The organism is Achromobacter sp. NPDC058515, assembly GCF_042721735.1.
Lineage (GTDB): Bacteria > Pseudomonadota > Gammaproteobacteria > Burkholderiales > Burkholderiaceae_B > Achromobacter.
In genome coordinates this window covers 495,885-515,371 of the sequence record NZ_JBHXNI010000002.1, presented here as the reverse complement: position 1 = coordinate 515,371, position 19,487 = coordinate 495,885, and the positions used below count along the sequence as shown (strand labels likewise).

General features: G+C 67.7%; 22 protein-coding genes. 20 read left to right on the top strand and 2 right to left on the bottom strand.

What is annotated here, in order from left to right; genetic code table 11:
• The first annotated feature begins 59 nt into the window (after positions 1 to 59).
• Genes ACFWP0_RS05620 through ACFWP0_RS05610 form a run of 3 tightly spaced genes read left to right on the top strand, consistent with a single transcriptional unit; the run spans position 60 to position 2,808 of the window.
• Positions 60 to 797 (top strand): IclR family transcriptional regulator, encoded by a 738-nt coding sequence (locus tag ACFWP0_RS05620; protein WP_377840315.1) that lies wholly within the window; start codon positions 60 to 62, stop codon positions 795 to 797.
• A 25-nt stretch (positions 798 to 822) separates the two neighbouring features.
• Positions 823 to 1,953, top strand: coding sequence for a CaiB/BaiF CoA transferase family protein (locus ACFWP0_RS05615; protein ID WP_377840314.1), 1,131 nt, complete (start codon positions 823 to 825; stop codon positions 1,951 to 1,953).
• 39 nt (positions 1,954 to 1,992) lie between these two features.
• Positions 1,993 to 2,808: an enoyl-CoA hydratase/isomerase family protein gene (locus ACFWP0_RS05610; RefSeq protein ID WP_377840312.1), complete on the top strand. Its 816-nt coding sequence runs from the start codon at positions 1,993 to 1,995 to the stop codon at positions 2,806 to 2,808.
• Here ACFWP0_RS05610 and ACFWP0_RS05605 read toward each other — a convergent pair.
• Positions 2,805 to 3,233: a VOC family protein gene (locus tag ACFWP0_RS05605; RefSeq protein WP_377840311.1), complete on the bottom strand. Its 429-nt coding sequence runs from the start codon at positions 3,231 to 3,233 to the stop codon at positions 2,805 to 2,807. The two genes, ACFWP0_RS05610 and ACFWP0_RS05605, sit on opposite strands and share 4 nt — an antisense overlap.
• A 102-nt stretch (positions 3,234 to 3,335) precedes the next feature.
• Here ACFWP0_RS05605 and ACFWP0_RS05600 point away from each other — a divergent pair, with 102 nt between their 5' ends.
• The 11 genes from ACFWP0_RS05600 (at position 3,336) to ACFWP0_RS05550 (ending at position 11,845) form a co-directional block, all read left to right on the top strand.
• The gene (locus ACFWP0_RS05600) at positions 3,336 to 3,680 is read left to right on the top strand and encodes a GFA family protein (protein ID WP_377840309.1); all 345 of its coding nucleotides are present in this window, start codon (positions 3,336 to 3,338) and stop codon (positions 3,678 to 3,680) included.
• Between the two features lie 87 nt (positions 3,681 to 3,767).
• Complete coding sequence (locus ACFWP0_RS05595; protein WP_377840307.1) at positions 3,768 to 4,175, top strand: carboxymuconolactone decarboxylase family protein; 408 nt, start codon at positions 3,768 to 3,770, stop codon at positions 4,173 to 4,175.
• Positions 4,176 to 4,184: 9 nt separating this feature from the next.
• Entirely contained in the window at positions 4,185 to 4,796 is a 612-nt protein-coding gene (locus ACFWP0_RS05590; protein ID WP_377840305.1) for an LON peptidase substrate-binding domain-containing protein, read from the top strand.
• 30 nt (positions 4,797 to 4,826) lie between these two features.
• Positions 4,827 to 5,675 carry a hypothetical protein gene (locus ACFWP0_RS05585; protein ID WP_377840303.1) on the top strand — a complete coding sequence of 283 codons (849 nt, stop codon included), beginning with the start codon at positions 4,827 to 4,829 and terminating at the stop codon, positions 5,673 to 5,675.
• A 157-nt stretch (positions 5,676 to 5,832) separates the two neighbouring features.
• Positions 5,833 to 6,513 carry an RraA family protein gene (locus tag ACFWP0_RS05580; RefSeq protein WP_377840302.1) on the top strand — a complete coding sequence of 227 codons (681 nt, stop codon included), beginning with the start codon at positions 5,833 to 5,835 and terminating at the stop codon, positions 6,511 to 6,513.
• Positions 6,510 to 7,712 carry an aminotransferase class I/II-fold pyridoxal phosphate-dependent enzyme gene (locus tag ACFWP0_RS05575; RefSeq protein WP_377840300.1) on the top strand — a complete coding sequence of 401 codons (1,203 nt, stop codon included), beginning with the start codon at positions 6,510 to 6,512 and terminating at the stop codon, positions 7,710 to 7,712. Before ACFWP0_RS05580 ends, ACFWP0_RS05575 begins: the two co-directional genes overlap by 4 nt.
• 73 nt (positions 7,713 to 7,785) lie before the next feature.
• Positions 7,786 to 8,607 carry an ABC transporter substrate-binding protein gene (locus ACFWP0_RS05570; RefSeq protein WP_377840299.1) on the top strand — a complete coding sequence of 274 codons (822 nt, stop codon included), beginning with the start codon at positions 7,786 to 7,788 and terminating at the stop codon, positions 8,605 to 8,607.
• Positions 8,608 to 8,730: 123 nt separating this feature from the next.
• Complete coding sequence (locus tag ACFWP0_RS05565) at positions 8,731 to 9,420, top strand: amino acid ABC transporter permease (protein WP_377840297.1); 690 nt, start codon at positions 8,731 to 8,733, stop codon at positions 9,418 to 9,420.
• On the top strand, positions 9,413 to 10,102 hold the full coding sequence (locus ACFWP0_RS05560; RefSeq protein ID WP_377840296.1) for an amino acid ABC transporter permease: 690 nt from the start codon (positions 9,413 to 9,415) through the stop codon (positions 10,100 to 10,102). Before ACFWP0_RS05565 ends, ACFWP0_RS05560 begins: the two co-directional genes overlap by 8 nt.
• Before the next feature lie 12 nt (positions 10,103 to 10,114).
• Positions 10,115 to 10,849, top strand: a complete 735-nt coding sequence (locus ACFWP0_RS05555) for an amino acid ABC transporter ATP-binding protein (protein WP_377840294.1) — start codon at positions 10,115 to 10,117, stop codon at positions 10,847 to 10,849.
• A 54-nt stretch (positions 10,850 to 10,903) separates the two neighbouring features.
• Positions 10,904 to 11,845 carry a LysR family transcriptional regulator gene (locus ACFWP0_RS05550; protein WP_377840476.1) on the top strand — a complete coding sequence of 314 codons (942 nt, stop codon included), beginning with the start codon at positions 10,904 to 10,906 and terminating at the stop codon, positions 11,843 to 11,845.
• 43 nt (positions 11,846 to 11,888) lie between these two features.
• Here ACFWP0_RS05550 and ACFWP0_RS05545 read toward each other — a convergent pair whose 3' ends face one another.
• On the bottom strand, positions 11,889 to 12,281 hold the full coding sequence (locus tag ACFWP0_RS05545; RefSeq protein WP_377840292.1) for an I78 family peptidase inhibitor: 393 nt from the start codon (positions 12,279 to 12,281) through the stop codon (positions 11,889 to 11,891).
• A gap of 187 nt (positions 12,282 to 12,468) precedes the next feature.
• On the opposite strand from ACFWP0_RS05545, the gene ACFWP0_RS05540 reads away from it, so the two are divergent.
• From ACFWP0_RS05540 to ACFWP0_RS05515, 6 genes are all read left to right on the top strand, one after another.
• Complete coding sequence (locus ACFWP0_RS05540) at positions 12,469 to 13,317, top strand: MurR/RpiR family transcriptional regulator (RefSeq protein ID WP_377840291.1); 849 nt, start codon at positions 12,469 to 12,471, stop codon at positions 13,315 to 13,317.
• Positions 13,318 to 13,336: 19 nt separating this feature from the next.
• A complete protein-coding gene (locus ACFWP0_RS05535) occupies positions 13,337 to 14,584 on the top strand; it encodes a diaminopropionate ammonia-lyase (protein ID WP_377840290.1) in 1,248 nt (415 codons plus the stop codon).
• Entirely contained in the window at positions 14,581 to 15,837 is a 1,257-nt protein-coding gene (locus tag ACFWP0_RS05530; RefSeq protein ID WP_377840288.1) for a M20 family metallo-hydrolase, read from the top strand. Before ACFWP0_RS05535 ends, ACFWP0_RS05530 begins: the two co-directional genes overlap by 4 nt.
• Before the next feature lie 18 nt (positions 15,838 to 15,855).
• Complete coding sequence (locus ACFWP0_RS05525; protein ID WP_377840286.1) at positions 15,856 to 16,809, top strand: N-carbamoyl-D-amino-acid hydrolase; 954 nt, start codon at positions 15,856 to 15,858, stop codon at positions 16,807 to 16,809.
• A 145-nt stretch (positions 16,810 to 16,954) separates the two neighbouring features.
• Positions 16,955 to 18,283: an MFS transporter gene (locus tag ACFWP0_RS05520; RefSeq protein ID WP_377840284.1), complete on the top strand. Its 1,329-nt coding sequence runs from the start codon at positions 16,955 to 16,957 to the stop codon at positions 18,281 to 18,283.
• A gap of 59 nt (positions 18,284 to 18,342) precedes the next feature.
• A complete protein-coding gene (locus ACFWP0_RS05515) occupies positions 18,343 to 19,485 on the top strand; it encodes a YgeY family selenium metabolism-linked hydrolase (RefSeq protein WP_377840283.1) in 1,143 nt (380 codons plus the stop codon).
• The last annotated feature ends 2 nt before the right edge of the window (positions 19,486 to 19,487 follow it).

Genomic DNA, 19,487 nt, shown 5'->3' with positions numbered 1-19,487 from the left:
GGCGGCAGCCCGGGCGCGCCGCCATCCGAACCGAATTTCATCGCCAACCATCCATTCCTATGCCTCAGATTCTCCCGACCGCGCAACGTGTGCTTCAAGTGTTCGAGGTCTACGCCAGAGAGCGCCGGCCCTTGAGCAATTCGGAAATGGCCCGCCTGCTCGGGCTGGCGGACAGCAGCTGTTCCGACCTGCTCTACACGCTGCGGCAGGCCGGCTACCTGCTGCGGGCGCCCAAGACGCGGTTCTTTCACCCCACGGCGCGGCTGCTCGACGTGGCGCGGGACATTGCCGCCGCCGATCCCATGCAGATATTCGCGTCCGAGGCGCTCGAGATCCTGAGCCGCCACTCGGGCGAGTCGTCGATGTGCGCGCACCTGGACGGCAACCGCGTGCAGATATTCGCCTGCCAGGAAAGCCCGCGGGCGCTAAGGTATGTGCTCAAGCCCGGAACCGTGGTGGATATCCATACCTCGGCGCTGGGCAAGGCCTTGCTGGGCACGGTCGACGACAAGACGCGCGAAGCCCTGATCGACAGCCTGGACCTCGCGGCCACCACCAGCAAGAGCATCGTCGACAAGGCCGTGCTGCGCGCGCAGATCATCGAGTCGCGCGACAAGAAGTACTTCTATACCAAGGACGAAGGCAACGAGGGCGTGTTCGCGATCGGCATCGCCGGCTATGTCGGCGGGCAGCTGACCGCGATGTCGCTGGTAGGCCCGACCTCGCGCATGGAGCAGAATTTCGAGGCCAACGTCGAGATCCTGCTCAAGGCCCGCGTCGAATTTTTCGATTCATAACAGCATCGCTCACTGCGAGGAACACATGCCGGGGCCATTGAACGGATTGCGGGTACTGGAGTTGGCGGGGATCGGGCCGGGCCCGTTCTGCGCCATGATGCTGGCGGACCTGGGCGCGGAAGTGATCCGCGTCGACCGCAAGACCGCCGGCTTCCTGGGCGGCGGCGGAACCATCATTGACCGCGGGCGCCGCTCGATTGCGCTGGATATCAAGCAGCCGGGCGCGACCGACATCGTGCTGGACCTGGCCGACTCGGCCGACGCCCTGATCGAAGGGTTCCGCCCCGGCGTCATGGAAAAGCTGGGCCTGGGGCCCGAGGTCTGCCTGCGGCGCAATCCCCGGCTGGTCTACGGGCGCATGACGGGGTGGGGGCAGTCTGGCCCGCTGGCTCATGCGGCGGGGCACGACCTGAACTACATCGCGGTGACGGGGGCGCTGCATGCCATGGGCCATGCCGACAGGCCGCCCGCGCCGCCCCTGCATTTGCTGGGCGACATCGGCGGCGGCGGGATGATGCTGGCGCTGGGCATCGTGTCGGCCGTGCTGGAGGCGCGCCATAGCGGCAAAGGGCAGGTGGTTGACGCCGCGATCTGCGACGGCGTTTCCACCCTGGCCACGGCCTACCACGGGATGCTGGCCAAGGGTAAATGGAGCCTGGACCGCGAGGCGAACATGCTGGACGGGGGCGCGCCGTTCTACGGTTGCTATGCCTGCGCCGACGGCAAGTTCATTTCCATCGGCGCGATCGAGCCGCAGTTCTATGCCTTGCTGCTCAAGCTGTGCGACATCGGCGATCCCGATTTCCAGGCGCAATGGGATCGCGAGCAGTGGCCCGCCCTGCGGTCCAAACTGGAAAAGCTGTTCGCCGCCAAGACCCGCGACCAATGGTGCGGGCTGCTGGAGGGCACCGACGCCTGCTTCGCGCCTGTGCTCGATTTTGAAGAAGCGCGCGCCCATCCGCACTACCAGGCCAGAAACGGCTTTGTGGAAACCGGCGGCGTTTCCCACCCCGCCCCCGCGCCGCGCTTTAGCCGCACCCAGGGCGAGCCCGGGCCGGTTTTTCCGGCCGGCCAGCACACCGAGGCCTTGCTGGCCGAACTGGGGCGGTCCGCCGAAGATATCGCCCGTCTCAGGCAACTGGGCACGATCGCCTGACCATCCAAATTTTCGTTCGAGGCGCAAGGAGACAACACCATGCAGGCAGCAAGCCAGGCCTACCAGGCGGTTCAGTATGCAGTGGCCGACAACGTGGCCACGCTGACGCTGAACCGGCCCGCCCAGCGCAATGCGCTGGACCAGGTCATGCGTGAAGAGCTGGGCGACATCGTGGCCGCCGTCCGGCGCGACCGCGAGATCAAGGTACTGATCATCCAGGGCGCCGGCGGCGCCTTTTGCGCGGGCGGCGACATCCGCACCATGACCTCGGACACGGCCGCCGACGGGGCGCGCGACCGGATGCTGAATCTGCAGGTCGTGATCGCCGATCTGCTCAATCTGGATCGTCCGGTCATCGCGGTCGTGGACGGCCCGGCGTACGGCGCGGGGCTGGGCCTGGCCCTGACCGCCGACTTGGTGCTGGCCTCGCCGCGCGCCCGGTTCTGCCTGTCGTTCCTGCGGCTGGGCGCCGTGCCCGACTGCGGCGTCTTCTACACCCTGCCGCGCATCGTCGGCCTGCAGCGCGCCAAGGAGCTGGCTTTTTCGACGCGCGAATTCGGCGCCCAGGAAGCCCGCGACATGGGCATCGTGTTCGAGGTCCATGCCGAGTCCCAGGTGCACGAACGGGCCCAGGCCCTGGCCGCCAGCATGAGCCAGCTTCCGCTGGCGGCGTTGAGCCTGACCAAGCGGCTGTTCAATGCCTCGCTCAACAGCGACATGAACACGATGCTGGACCTGGAAGCCGCCGGCCAGGGTATCGCGCGCTCGACCGAGTACCACCGCGTAGCGGCGGCCCGGTTCCTGCAGAAGGAGCCGCCGCTTTATCAATGGCCGGCCGCAACGCCGCCGGCCTAGTGGCTCGCGCGGCCGCCGCTCACCATCCAGCGGGTGCCGTAGCGGTCGATCAGCGCGCCGTAGGCCTCGGCCCAGAATGTCTTCTGCAAGGGCATGGTCACGCTGCCGCCGTCGGCCAGCTGCTCGAACACGCGCTGCGCGTCCGAGACCGTGGGATAGGCGAGCGCCAGCGCCACGCCCTGCTTGCCGGGGTAGGGATGGCCGGCCGTGGCGTCGCTGCCCAGCAGTGTCTGTTCGTCCAGGCTCAGCCGGGCGTACATGATGCGGCCCGACTCCTCGGCCGAGAGCACGGGCATGGCGGCGTCGGCGGGGGCGTCGGCATAGCGGATCATGGCTTCCATCCGGCCGCCCAGCACGCGTTCGTAGAAGCGCATGGCGTCGGCGCAGTTGCCGTCGAAGCTGAGGTAAGCGGATAGCTGGGGCATGATGTCTCCGTGCGTTGGGGGCGCGTGGCGGGTCCGCATGGCCAAGGCGGGCGGCTGGGCTCTATGATGGGAATCCGCCCGGAAATCCCAAGGAGCCAGACCATGCAACAAGGAAGCTGCCACTGCGGGCAGATCGCCTTCGAAGTCGACGGCGATGTGTCCCAGGTATTGGAATGCAACTGCTCTCACTGCAGCCGCAAGGGCTACCTGCTGTGGTTCGTGCCGCGGGCCAACCTGCGCATCACGTCGTCCACGCAAAGCCTGTCCACCTACAAATTCAACAAGCACGTGATCTCGCACCATTTCTGCGCGAACTGCGGCTGCGCGCCATTTGGTTTCGGCGTGGGGGCCAAGGGCGAGGAAACGGCGGCGGTGAACGCGCGCTGCCTTGAAAACCTGGACCTGAACGCGCTGACCCGCATTCCGTACGATGGGCGCAGCGCTTGAATTGCGAACCGCGGCTCATGATAGGGCAATGCGCGCAATCGGGAAATGGCCGCGGGGTAACGTGTTTTTTCACCAAGGAGCGTGGCAATGAGTACGGTAAAGCTGCTGTCTGACGACGAGATCCGCCAGAAACCCGAGGCGTGGGCGGTGTTCGAGGACATCCGGGCCACGCGCAAGTCCGACTTCGTCAACAACTTCTGGCGCGCGCTGGCCAACGATCCGCCACAGATGCGGCGCATCTGGGACCAGCTCAAGCAGGTCATGATGGCCGAGGGCGAACTGCCGCCGCTGGTGCGCGAGATGATCTATATCGCCGTGTCCACGGCCAACGGCTGCGCCTACTGCGTCCATTCCCACACCGCCGCGGCCAGGACGAAGGGCATGACCGACGGCCAGCACGCCGAACTGCTGGCCGTGATCGGCATGGCGGCGCAAACCAATGCGCTGGCGACCGCCATGCAGGTGCCCGTGGACGAGGCCTTCCATGTGAAATAGGAGGCGGCCATGTCGCTGATTCCGTTATTTCCGCTATCCAATGCGCTGTTTCCCGCCGGCGTGGTCCACCTGCGGATCTTCGAGGTGCGCTACCTGGACATGATCCGCCGCTGCATCGCGCAAGGCAGCGAATTCGGCGTGGTCGGCCTGCTGGCCGGCAACGAAGTGCGCTCGCCCGAAGGCACCGAAACGCTGTCGCCGGTGGGCACCATGGCGCGCGTCGACACCTGGGATGCGCCCATGCCGGCGCTGCTGGAGATCCGTTGCACCGGCACGGGGCGTTTCCGGCTGCTTTCCAGCGTAGTGGCAAAATACGGTCTTTGGATGGGCGAAGCCGAGCCCATCGCCGATGACCCGCCCGCGCCCGTGCCGCCGGCCATGCAGGGCAGCGCCGACGCGCTGGGGCGCCTGGTGGCGCAGTGGCAGCAAGAGGGCGTGCCCCCCGACAGGATGCCGCTGGCGCCGCCGTTCCGGCTGGACGACAGCGGCTGGGTGGCCAACCGCTGGTGCGAGCTGCTGCCGCTGCCCCCGGACGACAAGGCCACCTTGCTGGCCATGACCGACCCGGTGGCGCGGCTGGCGTCCATTCAGGACGTGTTGCGCGGGCAGGGGCTGGCGTAGCGGGTTGGCAAGAAACCGTACTTGGACACCATGGATATCAGGATAGACGAAGGCCTGCGCGCCTATATAGACCCTTTGACCGAAGACGAGCACGCCGCGCTGGAGCGCAGCCTGCTGGCCGACGGCTGCCGCGACGCGCTGGTGCTGTGGGGCGATCTGCTGGTGGACGGCCACAACCGCTACGCGCTGTGCGTCAAGCACGGCATCCCTTTCCAGACCACCCAGAACCCGCGCTTCAAGTCCATGGAAGACGTGCATCTGTGGATGATAGAAAACCACCTGGGACGGCGCAGCGTGTCGGACTTCCAGCGCGGCGTGCTGGCGCTGCGCAAGAAGGAAATCCTGCAGTCGCGCACCGCGCCCGAGGACGGTTCGCCGCCCTGGGACGAGGACGCGCCCGCGCCCGAAGGCGCCCCGCGCGAGCCGGCCAACATTCCATGGACGCCTCCCGTGCCCAGCCGCCAGGCCCTGGCGCGGGCCGCCCGCATCAGCAGCAATACGCTGGGCCAGATCGAGAAAATCCAGAAGGCCGCCGCGCCGGAACTCGTGCGCGCGGTGAAAGAGGGCGCGATTTCGATCAACGCGGCCGCCGCCGTGGCGTCGCTGCCCGCCGAGCGGCAGGCGGCAGCCGTGGCCGGGGGCAGGAAAGAGCTGCAGCAGGCCGCGCGCGAAGTGCGCCAGGCCAAGGCGCCGGCCCCGCGCGAGACCCCGCCCGAGGAACCCATCGAGGACATCGAGGACCTGCCCGCCGAAGTGGCGCGCCTGCGCCAACTGCTGGCTCGCCTGACGGACGAGCGCGACCAGCTGAAGAAGAAGGTCATGCACCTGACGGTGGCGCTGGCCGAGGCGCGCAATGCCGCGGGCGGCGGCGACGACTGACCGCGGATGCAGGAGTAAGGGATAACCCTTAAATGGCGTAATGTACGAATAAAATTCGTGGATCGGCGGGAATTTATATCGTTTTGAGAAAGGGCGCGTGGGGCTTTGTAATGCGTGTTCGCTTAACCGCTACACGCATTCACACCTGACTTCCCTTATGAATCCCATCGGATATCGCATACTTTCCCGGCCCGCTCCGGCCGTCGCCGCCGACGTCCTGGCCGGCTTCGCCAGCATCGGCTCGGCCCAGATCAGCGACTGCATGAATCGCCTGTACGGCGTGTCGGGCCTGCGTCCGCTGCACGGCGGCTCGCGCCGCACCGTCGGCCTGGCGCTGACCGTCAAGACCCGCCCGGGCGATAACCTGATGATCCACAAGGCGATTTCGCTGGGCGGCGCGGGCGACGTGATCGTCGTCGACGGCGCCGGCGACGCCAGCAACGCGCTGGTCGGCGAATTGATGATGATGGATGCGCAATCGCGCGGCATCGAAGGCTTCGTGATCGACGGCGCCGTGCGCGACCTGGACGTCTTCGCCCAGGGCGAATTCGGCTGCTTCGCGCGCGCCGTGTCGCACAAGGGCCCGTACAAGGATGGTCCCGGCGAAATCAATGTGCCCGTGTCCGTGGGCGGGCAGGTGGTCAATCCGGGCGACGTGGTGGTGGGCGATGCCGACGGCGTCGTGGTGATTCCCGCCGAACACGCCGGCGCCGTGCTGGCCCTGGCCATGAAGAAGGAAGCCGACGAAGCCGTGGCCAAGGAAAAGCTGCGCGCCGGCACCTACACCAAGCCGTGGCTGGAAAAGACCATTGCCGAAAAGACGGGAGCGGCCAAATGAGCATCGTCGCCGACCGCATCAAGCGCATCAAGCTGTCGCCCAGCGTGGCCGCGCGCGCCATCATCGCCGAACTGCGCGAGCAGGGCCGCCGCATCATCGACCTGACGATCGGCGAGCCGGACTTCTCCACGCCGGAGCACATCCGCCAGGCCGCCACCGCCGCCATGAACCGCGGCGAGACCAAGTATCCGCCGGCCCAGGGCACGGCCGCCTTGCGCAAGGCCGCGCGCGCGCACCTGCTGGAAGCGACCGGGGTGGACTACCCCGTGGCGCGGATCATCGTCAGCACCGGCGCCAAGCAGGTGATCTTCAACGGCCTGGCCGCCACGCTGAACGACGGCGACGAAGTGCTGATTCCCGCGCCGTTCTGGGTCTCGTATCCGGACATGGTGCTGGTCAACGGCGGCGTGCCGGTAGCGGTCCAGACGTCTCCGGCGACCGGCTACAAGGTCACGCCCGACGCCCTGGAGCGCGCCATCACGCCGCGCACCAAGTGGCTGATGATGAATGCGCCCAGCAATCCGACGGGCTCGGTCTACACCGCCGACGAACTGCGCGGGCTGGCCGCCGTGCTCGCGCGCCATCCGCACGTGTGGCTGATGACCGACGACATCTACGCCCGCCTGAACTTCACCGGCGAGCCGACCGTGCATCCGCTGCAGGTGGCCCCCGAGCTGGCCGCGCGCACGCTGGTGGTCAACGGCGTGTCCAAGGCCTATGCCATGACGGGCTGGCGCATCGGCTACGGCGCCGGTCCCGACGAACTGATCAAGGCCATGGCCATCCTGCAGTCGCAAAGCACCTCGGGCGCCTCGTCCGTGAGCCAGGCGGCCGCGCTGGAAGCCTTGTCGGGCCCGCAGGACTGCGTGGCCGAGTTCGCCAGGATCTTCCGCGAACGCCGCGACCTGGCGATTGCCGAGCTGTCCGGCGCGCCGGGCCTGGCCATCGTCGCGCCGCAAGGCGCGTTCTATGTCTTCCCGGATTGTTCCGGCCTGTTGGGCAAGAAGACGCCGGCCGGCGACGTGATCGCGACCGACACCGACCTCACGCACTATCTGCTGCGCGAAGCCGGCGTCGCCGTCATCGACGGCCATGCCTACGGCGCGCCGGGCACGTTCCGGCTGTCGTTCGCCGCCTCGCTGGACGACATCCGGCAGGGATGCTCCGCCATACGGGAAGCCTGCGCCAAGCTGGCCTGAGGGCCAGGCGGGCCTGTTTAACGCTGGCTGGTTCAAGCCAGTTCACCACACAACCACACAAGGGGAATCAACCATGAAACGCCACACTCTCTTCGCCGCCTGCCTGGGCCTGGCTGCGCTGGCCTTGGGCGGAGCCGCCCAGGCCGATCAGGTGGACGACATCAAGGCGCGCGGCGAGCTGGTCTGCGGCACGCTGGGCACCTCGCAGCCGTTCAGCTTCCAGGACGGCGCGACGCGCCAGCTGGTGGGCTACGACGTGGATGTCTGCAAGCTCGTCGCTGACAAGCTGGGCGTCAAGGTCAACTACAAGCTGCTGTCGGTGGCCGCGCGCGTGCCGGAACTGAACGAAGGGCGGGTCGACATCCTGGCGGCCAACCTGGGCTATTCGCCCGACCGCGCCCAGCAGATCTCGTTCAGCCACGCCTATTACGTCAGCCCGCAAAAGCTGATGGTGCGCAAGGACTCGGGCCTGGACTCCGTGGAGGCCCTGAACGGCCGCCGGGTGGGCGCGACCAAGGGCTCCAGCTCCGAACGCGAGATCAAGCGCATTCTCGACAAGTCGCAGGTCATCGGCTATGGCGACAGCTCGGCCACCTACCTGGCCTTGCAGCAAAAGAAGGTGGACGCGCAGTTCGCCTCCGAGCTGGTGCTGGTGCGCCTGGTGCTGCAAAGCCCGCCGACCGCGCCGGTCAGGGTGATCGCCAAGCCGGTGTTCGACGAGCCCTGGGGCCTGGGCGTGCGCAAGTCGGAGCCGCGTTTCCTGGAAACGGTGAACCAGGCGCTGGACGAAGCGGAAGCCTCGGGCGCGGCCGCCAAGCTGTTTGACAAGTGGTTTGGTCCCGAAACGCCGTACAAGCTGGAACGCGGCTTCAAGATCGGCCCGATCGCCGGTTAAGGCCGCGGACCACGGCGCTGCCTTCCGCCAGTCCCGTCACGGCTTCCCGCGCTCCGCCAGGCGATGCGCAGGAAGCCGTGACGCTTGGCGTGGGCCGCGCGATTGCAGGAGATTGATTGCTTTATGAGCCTACTTGACGCATCCCAATACCAGCAGCTGCTCAGCGGCATGGTGGTCACTGTGCAGCTGTTCCTGGTTGCATGGGTCATGGCGTTTTCCATCGCCGTGACGCTGGTGGTTGTGCGCGCCACCAATCTTGCGCCGTGCCGCTGGCTGGTCGACGCCTATGTGGAATATCACCGCAACGTGCCGCTGCTGGTGCAGGTGCTGTTCTGGTACTTCGGCATGCCCGAGCTCTTGCCCGAGGGCTTTCGCATGTGGCTGTACGCGCACAACGCCGAGATGTCGCTGGCCGCGATTGCCCTGGCGCTGGGGTCGGCCGCCTATATCGCCGAAGACATCCGCAGCGGCCTGCGCGCCATCCCCGGCACGCAGTTCGAGGCGGCGCGCGCGCTGGGCGCCAGCTACCTGCAGTGCATGCGCTTCGTGATCGTGCCGCAGGCGGTGCGCATTTCCATCCCGCCGCTGGTCGGCCGCGCGCTGTTGCTGTTCAAGAACACCAGCGTGGCCATGGCGATCGGCGTGATGGAGCTGACCTACCAGGCGCGCGAGATCGAAAACGAAACCTACCGCACCTTCGCCACCTTCGGCGCGGCGACGATCATGTATCTGCTGGGATCGTTCCTGATCATGGCCGTCGGATCGCGCCTCTACGCCCGTTATCGTCTGAACAGCGGAGGCCATGGTGCTTGACCTGCTAATGCAATACTGGCCCACGCTGCTCGTGGGCCAATACCCGAACGGCCCGCTGGGCGGACTGGCCCTGACGCTGATCCTGGCCGCCTGCGGCCTGGCCATGTCCCTGCCGCTGGCGCTGCTGATCGCGCTGGCGCGCGTCAGCCCCTACGGCTGGCTGCGCGTGGCCAGCAAGACGCTGGTCAACGTGGTGCGCGGCATGCCGCTGCTGATGCTGATCTTCTGGGCCTACTTCGTCGTGCCCAAGCTGACCGGCCAGGTCGTCAGCGGCTTCTGGACGCTGATCTTCGCGCTGGTGGTCTACGAAAGCGCCTACCTGTCGGAAGTGATCCGCTCGGGCATCGAGGCGGTGCCGCGCGGCCAGATCGAGGCGTCGCGCTCGCTGGGCGTGGGCTACTGGACGACGATGCGCAAGGTGGTGCTGCCGCAGGCGCTGTTCAACGTGCTGCCCAGCATGACCAGCCAGTTCGTTTCCACCATCAAGGAAACGTCGCTGGGCTATGTCATCAGCGTCAACGAGCTGACCTTCGCGGCCAACCAGGTCAACAACCTGGTGCTGACCCAGCCGCTGCAGGTCTTCGGCATCCTGGCCATCATCTATTTCCTGGTGTGCTTCAGCCTGAGCCGCGGCTTGAGCTGGCTGGACCTGCATATCCGCCGCTCGCGCGCCATGGCTTAACGGAACAACGACATGATCAATCTTGAGAAAGTGAACAAGTGGTACGGCGCGCATCACGTGCTGAAGGACGTGGACCTTTCGGTGGCGCGCGGCGAAGTGCTGGTGGTGTGCGGACCGTCGGGGTCGGGCAAGTCCACCATGATCCGGACGATCAACCGGCTGGAGCCCATCGAGAAGGGCCGCATCCTGATCGACGGCGCCGACATCTACGCCAAGGGCGCCAACCTGAACGCGCTGCGCCAGAAAATCGGCTTCGTGTTCCAGCAGTTCAATCTTTTCCCGCACATGAGCGTGCTGGAAAACGTGATCTTCGCGCCCGTGAACATCCGCAAGCAGCCGCGCAAGCAGGCGATGGAGCTGGCGCGCAGCCTGCTGGAGCGCGTGGGCCTGGAGCACAAGATCGATGCCTATCCGGGTTCGCTGTCGGGCGGCCAGCAGCAGCGCGTGGCGATTGCCCGGGCCCTGGCCCTGCAGCCGCCCGTGATGCTGTTCGACGAGCCGACCAGCGCGCTCGATCCGGAAATGGTGGGCGAGGTGCTGCAGGTGATGAAGGGCCTGGCCAAGGACGGCATGACCATGGTGTGCGTGACCCACGAAATGGGCTTCGCGCGCGACGTGTGCGACCGCGTGGTCTTCATGGACGCGGGCGAGATCCTGGAAATGGACACGCCCGAGCGCTTCTTCAGCGCGCCGGCCCATCCGCGCGCGCAGCGCTTCCTGGCCGACATCCTGCATCCCCGCGGCTGACGCGGCCGCGATGGTAAGGTGAGGGTTTCCATGCGTTTCGCATCGACCGCCGCGATGTACACCCTCAAACAGCTAGAGGCTTTCTACTGGAGCTCCCAACTGGGGAGCTTCAGCGCGTCTTCCCGCAAGCTGCACACCACCCAATCGGCCGTCGCCAAGCGGGTGGGCGAGCTTGAAGCCTTTGCCGGCTCGCCCTTGTTCGAGCGGCGAGCCAAGAAGCTGCTGATGACGCCGCAGGGCCGCAAGCTGTTCGAGCTGGCCAGCGAAATGCTGGAGTTGAACAGCCGCATCGTGCAGAACATGGCCGACCCGGCCAGTTTCGAGGGCGTGGTGCGGCTGGGGGTGACGGAACTGGTCGGCATGACCTGGCTGGCCGGGCTGATCAACCAGATCAGCCTGCGCTATCCGCGCGTGCAGCTCATGCCGGAGATCGACGGCGGCATCACGCTGTACGAACGCCTGGAGCAGGACGAACTGGATCTGGCCATCATGCCCGGCCCGTTCTGGGGCTACCAGTACGACTGCACGCACCTGGGCGCGGTCACCAATGTCTGGATGGCCAGCCCGGCCCTGGACATCGATTTCTCAGCCAATCTGACGCCGCAGGACCTGGCGCCGTATCCCGTGATCTCGCAGCCCACGAATTCCGCGCTGTCGCACCTGTATGACGCGTGGTTCGCGGAACAGGGGCTGCCGGTCAAGCGCGTGCTGACCTGCAACAGCCTGGGGATGATGGCGCAGCTGACGATGCTGGGCCTGGGCATCAGCTATCTGCCGGGCGCCTATTTCGCGCCGCTGGTGGCGCGCGGGGCGCTGTGCCAGCTCAAGGTGCAGCCGGACCTGCCGACCATCAACTACTACGCGGTGCATAAGAAGAACATCGTCAACCCGGTGGTGTCGCGGGTGATCGATATTGCGCGCGAGGAATGCGCGTTCGAGGTGGCGGGGGCGTTCCTGCCCCATGTGCCGCCGGCGGCGAAGCCGCGCGAGGCATAGCGCGGCGGGCCGGTCGCGCCGGCCCGTAGCGGAGGGGCGGGCCTCAGCCGCAGCGGATCGCGGTCATGACGTCCTTGTCGTCCACGATCAGGTTCAGGCGGGTGGCGTTGTATTCCATGGTGACCAGCTGGCCCGGGCGCAGCATGCGGGCGCTGGCGCTGCCGCTGCGCGTGCGCATCTCTTCCATCACCGACGGCGTGGCTTTCTGGCCGATCTGCGATTGCAGCGCGCCGGCGTCGCAGGTCTTGCCGCCGCCGGACATGCCGGAGGACGATCCATACGAAGAACCCGCGGACGAGCCGTAACCGTCGCTCGATGACGACGACGCGCTGGAGGAGCTGGAGGCTGCCGGGGCGCTGGAGGAACGCGGAGTTCCGGTATTGGCGCACGCGGTCAGGCTGGCAACCAGCAGGAAGGGGATCAGCTTGCGGATCATGTAGAGCTCCTTACAACATCGCGACAAAAAAGCCATGATAGACCAGCCGCGACGCGCTGTGACAGGGCGCTTGCCGGCCGGTTCCGCCGGCTGCGCGGCGCCCGAGTTGCAAGCGCGAAATTTGTTTTGACACCGAAGTTGCATGAATATATATTTGTGAAACTATAGTTCCACAAGGTATATCGCCATGACTTCGATGCTGCAGGAACGCATTCTTGCGCAGCAGGACAGCTTCACGGAGAGCGAGCAGCGGCTTGCCCACGTGACCCTGGAGTGCCTGGGCAATATCGCGGCCTATTCGGGCGCCGAACTGGCGCAGAAGGCCGGCGTGTCCAAGGCCACGGCGGGACGCTTCTTCCGGCGCCTGGGCTACGAGAATTTCAACGAGGTGCGGGCCCAGGCGCGCGACGAATCCGACCGCGGCTCGCCGCTGTACGAGATGGCGGGCGTGCGTCCGCCGGACGCCACCGGCGATGCGCTGTCCGAGCATCTGGCCGCGGACCTGCAGAACCTGGTGCAGACCTTCGAACGGCTGGACAGCCGCGACATCGAGCGCGCGGTGGCGCTGTTTGCCGGCGCGCGCCGCATCTGCATCGCGGGCTTTCGCAACGGGCGGGTGCTGGCCCAATACGCCTGGGCGCTGCTGACGCAGCTGCGCGACGGCGTGGCGCTGGTGCCGGGCGCGGGGCTGAACCTGGCCGAGGACCTGGCCGACCTGGGGCCGGAGGACGTGCTGCTGGTGATGGATTTCCGCCGCCGCGTCACCCTGCTCAAGCCCATCGTCGAGCACGCCAACCGCGTGGGCGCCAAGGTGGTGGTGCTGACCGACCCCACCGCGACCGAACTGCCGGCGCGCTCGGACCTGGTGCTGCGCTGCGTCAACAGCGGCGCGGCGGTATTCGATTCCTACGTCGCCGCCACCAGCGTGATCAACCATCTGTGCTCGGCCCTGGCGCGCAAGCTCGGGCCCGCCGCGCGCGAGCGCCTGCAGAACATCGAACGGCTGCACGAACACTACGGCGACTTGCATCGCTGAACCTCAAGAGGAGACTGACTTGAACCACCCGATTCCGAACATCCGGCTGCAGGTCGCGGCAAATCCCGCATTCGAGCCGGCCGGGCCTTACGGCCAGCGGCAGCTGGACGTGCTTGGCGGCCAGGCCTTCGCGCAGGCCGAGGCGCAGATCCGCCGCTGGCCGGGCTACCAGCCCACGCCGCTGCGCGACCTGGCCGGGCTGGCGCGCGCGGCCGGCGTGGCGGCCATTCGTTACAAGGACGAGGGCGGCCGCTTCGGGCTGGGCAGCTTCAAGGCGCTGGGCGGGGCCTACGCGGTCAGCCGCCAGCTGCTGCGCGAACTGGCGGCCCGGCTGGGGCGCGACGACCTGTCGGTCGACGACCTGTTGTCCGGCCGCTACCGGGAACTGACGCAAGCCATGACGGTGACCTGCGCGACCGACGGCAATCACGGGCGTTCGGTGGCCTGGGGCGCGCAGCGCTTTGGCTGCCAGTGCGTGATCTACGTCCATGCGACCGTGAGCGAGGGCCGCAAGCGGGCAATCGAGCAGTACGGCGCGCAGGTGGTGCGCACCGCCGGCAACTATGACGATTCCGTGCGCCAGGCGGCCGAGGACGCGGCGCGGTTCGGACGCTATGTGGTGTCTGACACCTCCTACCCGGGATACATGGAAGTGCCCAAGGACGTGATGCAGGGATACGCGGTGATGGCCGACGAGGCCTTGCGGCAACTGCGCGAAGGCGGCGACGCCGAACTGCCGACGCACGTGTTCCTGCAGGGCGGCGTGGGCGGCCTGGCCGCCGCGGTCTGCGCGCATTTCTGGGAGCAGCTGGGCGCGCGCCGTCCGCGCTTCATCGTGGTCGAGCCCGACAAGGCGGCCTGCCTGTACGAGAGCGCCCGCGCCGGCAAGCCGGTGGCGGTGCATGGCGATCTGGACACGGTGATGGCCGGCCTGGCTTGCGGCGAGGTGTCGCTGCTGGCCTGGGAGGTGCTGCACCCGGGAGCGCAGGCGTTTCTCACGGTGGACGACGAGGCCGCGCTGGAGACGGTGCGCCTCTTGGCCAGCGGCAAGTATGGCGACGCGCCCGTCGTCGCCGGCGAATCGGCGGTGGCGGGGCTGACCGGCTGCCTGGCGGCGCTGGCCGATCCGGCGGCGCGCGACGCGCTGGGCCTGGACGCAGGCAGCCGCGTGCTGGTGTTCGGCAGCGAAGGCGCGACCGACCCGGAACTCTACCAGCGCATCGTCGGCAAGAGCGCCGCCGAAGTCGAAGCCGGGGCCGCGGCATGACTGGCGCCGCGCAAAAGACCGGCCCGGCTGCCGCGCGCATCGACGGCGTCCGCCTGCTCGGGCGCATCGCGGACCTGGCGCAGGTCGGCGCGATCGACGGCGGCGGGGTGTGCCGCCTGGCGCTGACCGACGCCGACCGGCAGGGACGCGATCTGGTCGTGCAATGGATGCGCGAACTGGGGCTGGCCGTGACGATCGACGGCATCGGCAACGTGGTGGGCTTGCGCGCCGGCCGCGAGGCGGGGCCGCCGGTGATGACGGGCTCGCATATCGACACGGTGCGCACCGGCGGGCGCTATGACGGCAACCTGGGCGTGCTGGCCGGGCTGGAAGTGGTGGCGGCGCTGAACGATGCCGGCATGACGACGCGGCGGCCGGTGGCGGTGGCTTTCTTTACCAACGAGGAAGGCGCGCGCTTTGCGCCCGACATGATGGGCAGCCTGGTGTTCCAGGGCGACATGGCGCTGGCGGATGCGCTGGCCACGGTGGGCATAGACGGCACCACGGTGGGCGAGAACCTGGCCCGGATCGGTTACGCCGGCGCCGCCGCCACGGGCAACAACCAGGTGCATGCCTTTGTTGAATTGCACGTGGAGCAGGGGCCGGTGCTGGAGCACGAGGACTACGCCATCGGCGCGGTGACCGGGGTGCAGGGCATCCACTGGATCGAGTTCACGCTGCTGGGCGTGTCCAACCACGCGGGCACCACGCCGATGGCGCTGCGCCACGACGCCGGCATCGTCGCGGCCCGCATCGCCTGCTTCGCCCGCGATCTCACGCGCGAACTGGGCGGCGGCCAGCTTGCGACGGTCGGGCAGGTCAACCTGTTTCCGAACCTGATCAACGTCATCCCCAACCGCGCGACCTTCACGCTGGACCTGCGCAATACGGATGGCGCGGCGCTACGGCAGGCGATCGCGCGCTGCATGGCCTACGCGGCGCAGGCGGCGGCCGAGGAGGGCGTGGAGCTGGCGCACCGGGTGCTGGCCGACTTCGAGCCGGTGGCGTTCGACGAGGCCATCGTCGGCCGGGTCGAGGCGATTGCGCGGCAACGCGGGCATCGCGTGCGGCGCCTGCCCAGCGGCGCCGGCCACGACGCCCAGATGCTGGCGCGCATGTGTCCGACCGGCATGGTGTTCGTGCCCAGCGTGGGCGGCCTGTCGCACAACGTCGCGGAATTCACGCATGACCACGATATCGAGGCGGGCGCCGGCGTGCTGCTGGAACTGATGCTCGAACTCGCAGAACAATGAACCCGTAGGAGACTGAACATGTCACGCATCATCAATGTCGCGGCCGCGCAGCTTGGGCCCATCCAGCGCAGCGACACGCGCCGGGAGGTCGTCGAGCGCCTGCTCGCCCACCTGCGCCAGGCCCACGCCATGGGTTGCCAACTGGTGGTATTTCCGGAACTGGCGCTCACGACCTTCTTTCCCCGCTGGTATATGGAGGACCCGGCCGAGATCGACGCCTTCTACGAAAGCGAGATGCCGGGCCCGCAGACCCGGGTGCTGTTCGAGACCGCCCGCAAGCTGGGCATCGGCTTCTACCTGGGCTACGCGGAGCTGGCGGTGGAACACGGCGTCAAGCGCCGCTTCAACACCTCTATCCTGGTGGGCCAGGACGGCGCCATCATCGGCAAGTACCGCAAGGTGCATCTGCCGGGCCATGCCGACAACGAGCCCTGGCGCGCCTTCCAGCACCTTGAGAAGCACTATTTCGAGCCGGGCGGGTCGTTCGATGTCTGGCGCGGCTTCGGCGGCGTGATGGGCATGGCGCTGTGCAACGATCGCCGCTGGTCGGAGACCTATCGCGTGATGGGCCTGCAGGGGGCGGAAATGATCCTGCTCGGCTACAACACGCCGGTGCACAACCCGCCCGCGCCCGAGCATGACGACCTGTCCATGTTCCACAACCACCTGGTGATGCAGGCGGGCGCGTACCAGAACGGCGCCTGGGTGGTGGGCGTGGCCAAGGCCGGCAAGGAAGAGGGCTGCGAGATGATCGGCGGCAGCTGCATCATCGCGCCGTCGGGCGAGATCGTGGCGGCCTGCTCGACCAAGGGCGATGAGCTGGCGATCGCGCGCTGCGACCTGGATCTTTGCCTGTCCTACAAGAACACCACGTTCAATTTCGAACGGCACCGGCGTCCCGAAGCCTACGGGCTGATCACGCAGCGCAGAGGTGCGATGGAACCCGCGCCGGAGGTGGCGATCACCGCCTAGCCTGCGGCGCGGCAAGCGCGGGGGCCGCCAGGCCGCCCGCAACCCCGGTCCGTGCGTTCCTTTCCCATAAAAACAGCATGCGGGCGCCCAGAGCGCCTGCAGGGGAGCGTTCGGCCTGAAAAAACAGACCCCAAGGTGAAAAAATATGGACCAGTCAGTCGAGAGCATTGCGGCTTCTCCCGTTGCCGCGGACAAGGACCCCCTGGCGCGGGACGATGCGCTGTACAGAAAGGTGGCGTGGCGCCTGCTGCCGTTCCTGATGGTGTGCTACATCGCGGCGTTCCTGGACCGCGTGAATGTCGGCTTTGCCAAGCTGCAGATGCTGGACGACCTGCAGTTCAGCGAAACGGTCTACGGCCTGGGCGCGGGCATCTTCTTCATCGGCTACTTCCTCTTCGAGGTGCCCAGCAATGTGCTGATGCACCGCATCGGCGCGAAGAAGACGCTGGCGCGCATCATGATCCTGTGGGGCCTGATCTCGGCCGCCATGGCGCTGACCCAGACGCCGACCCAGTTCTACATCCTGCGCTTCCTGCTGGGCGCGGCCGAGGCCGGCTTCTATCCGGGCATCATTCTTTACCTGACCTATTGGTTCCCGTCGAACCGGCGCGGCCAGATCGTGGCCGTGTTCATGACGGCGGTGCCGTTCGCCGGCATCCTGGGCGGGCCGCTGTCGGGCTGGGTGATGGAGGCCTTCCACGATCACCACGGCCTGGCCGGCTGGCAATGGATGTTCATCATCGAGGCGATTCCCTCGGTGCTGCTGGGCCTGGCGGTGTTCTGGTACCTGGACGACCGCATCGGCGACGCGCGCTGGCTGTCGCCGGCGGAGAAGTCGCGGCTGGACCAGAACCTGCTGCGCGAGAAGACCGCCAAGACGGAGCATGTGTCGATGCTGACGCTGCTGAAGGACCGGCGCGTCGTCCATATGGCGCTGATCTGCTATTGCACCGTGTCCAGCCTGTCCGGGCTGGCGTTCTGGCTGCCCTCGGTGATCCGGTCCACCGGCGTCCAGTCGCTGCTGCACATCGGCCTGCTGACGGCCGTGCCGAACGTGTGCGCGGTGATTTCGATGGTGCTGGTGTGCCGCCATTCGGACGCGACCCGCGAGCGCCGCTGGCACATGATCGTGCCGTTCCTGGTGGGCGGCGCGGGCCTGGCGCTGAGCACGCTGTTCAGCCATAACCCGATGCTGGCCGTGGCCATGCTGTCGGTGGCGGCCGCCGGCTGCATGGTGTGCTCGCCCTTGTTCTGGAGCCTGCCGACCGCCTTCCTGGAAGGCAAGAGCGCCGCGGCCGGCATCGCCGGCATCAACTCGTTCGCCGGCCTGGCGGCCTTTGTCAGCCCCTATGCGATCGGCTGGATCAAGGACCTGACCGGTTCGACCAACTGGGGCATGTACTTCCTGGCCAGCTTCGCGCTGATCGGCGCGGTGCTGGTCTACCGCGTGCCCAAGGAACTGGTGAACCGCTAGCCGCGGCGCTTCGATATCGGCGGGCGCCCGTCGCCCGCCACTCTTTGACAGGAATGACGATGACTTTGGACGTAGTGGCGTTGACGCAGGCGATGGTGCGCATCCCCAGCCTTTCCGGCAAGGAGGGCGAGATGGCGGCATTGATGGCCGCCACGATGCGCGAGGCGGGCTTCGGCCCGGTCACGACCGACCGCAACGGCTCGGTGCTGGGCCTGATCGGCCCGGCGGACGCGGAGGTGGCGCTGCTGTTCGACGGGCACATGGACGTGGTGCCGGTGACGGGGGACTGGCGCTTCGATCCGTTCGGCGCGGAGATCCGCGATGGCCGGCTGTACGGGCGCGGCAGCACCGACATGAAGGGCGGCATCGCGGCGGCGATCTGCGGCGTCGCGGCGGCGGCGCGGGAAGGCTTGAAGCGCCGCGTGGCCGTGTCGGCCAGCGTGCTGGAGGAGATCATCGAAGGCCATGCGCTGGCCTCGGTGCTGGACGCCTGCGCGCCGCGGGCGGTGGTCATCTGCGAACCGTCGAAGCTGCAGATCAAGGCCGGCCAGAAGGGGCGGGTAGAGCTGCTGCTGACCTTTCACGGCAAGCCGGCGCACGCCGCGACGCCGCACATCGGCGTCAATCCGCTGCATGCGGCGGCGCGGGCGCTGACCGCGCTGGAAAGCCTGCCGCTGCCGCATGACGAGGTGCTGGGACAGGCGCTGCTGGTGCCGACCGACATCGTGTCGCACCCGTATCCGTCGATCTCCATGATCCCGATCACGACGACCATACGCTTTGACCGGCGCACCGTGTCGGGCGAGAGCCTGGCGGACGTGCTGGCGCAGATCCGCGCGCACCTGGCCAGCCACGGCCTGCGCGATTTCACGCTGGCGGTCAGCGAGGATCGGGTGGCGACCTACACCGGCCAGCACGCCACGCCGCCGCGCTGGCTGCCCGGGTGGCGCTGCGACGCGGACGCGGCGCTGCTGCAGGCGGCGCGGGTGGCCGTGGGCGACAGCGGCAGGGAGCCGGTCGTCGGCAGTTGGGCGTTCTGCACCAACGGCTCGGAGTCGGCCGGGCGCCGCGGCATCCCGACCATCGGCCTGGGGCCGGGCAACGAAGAGGACGCGCACACCATCGACGAATCCATCGCGCTGGACCAGCTGGAAGGCGCCCGCGACATCTACCGGAACCTGGTGCGCGCCATGTGCGCTTAGGG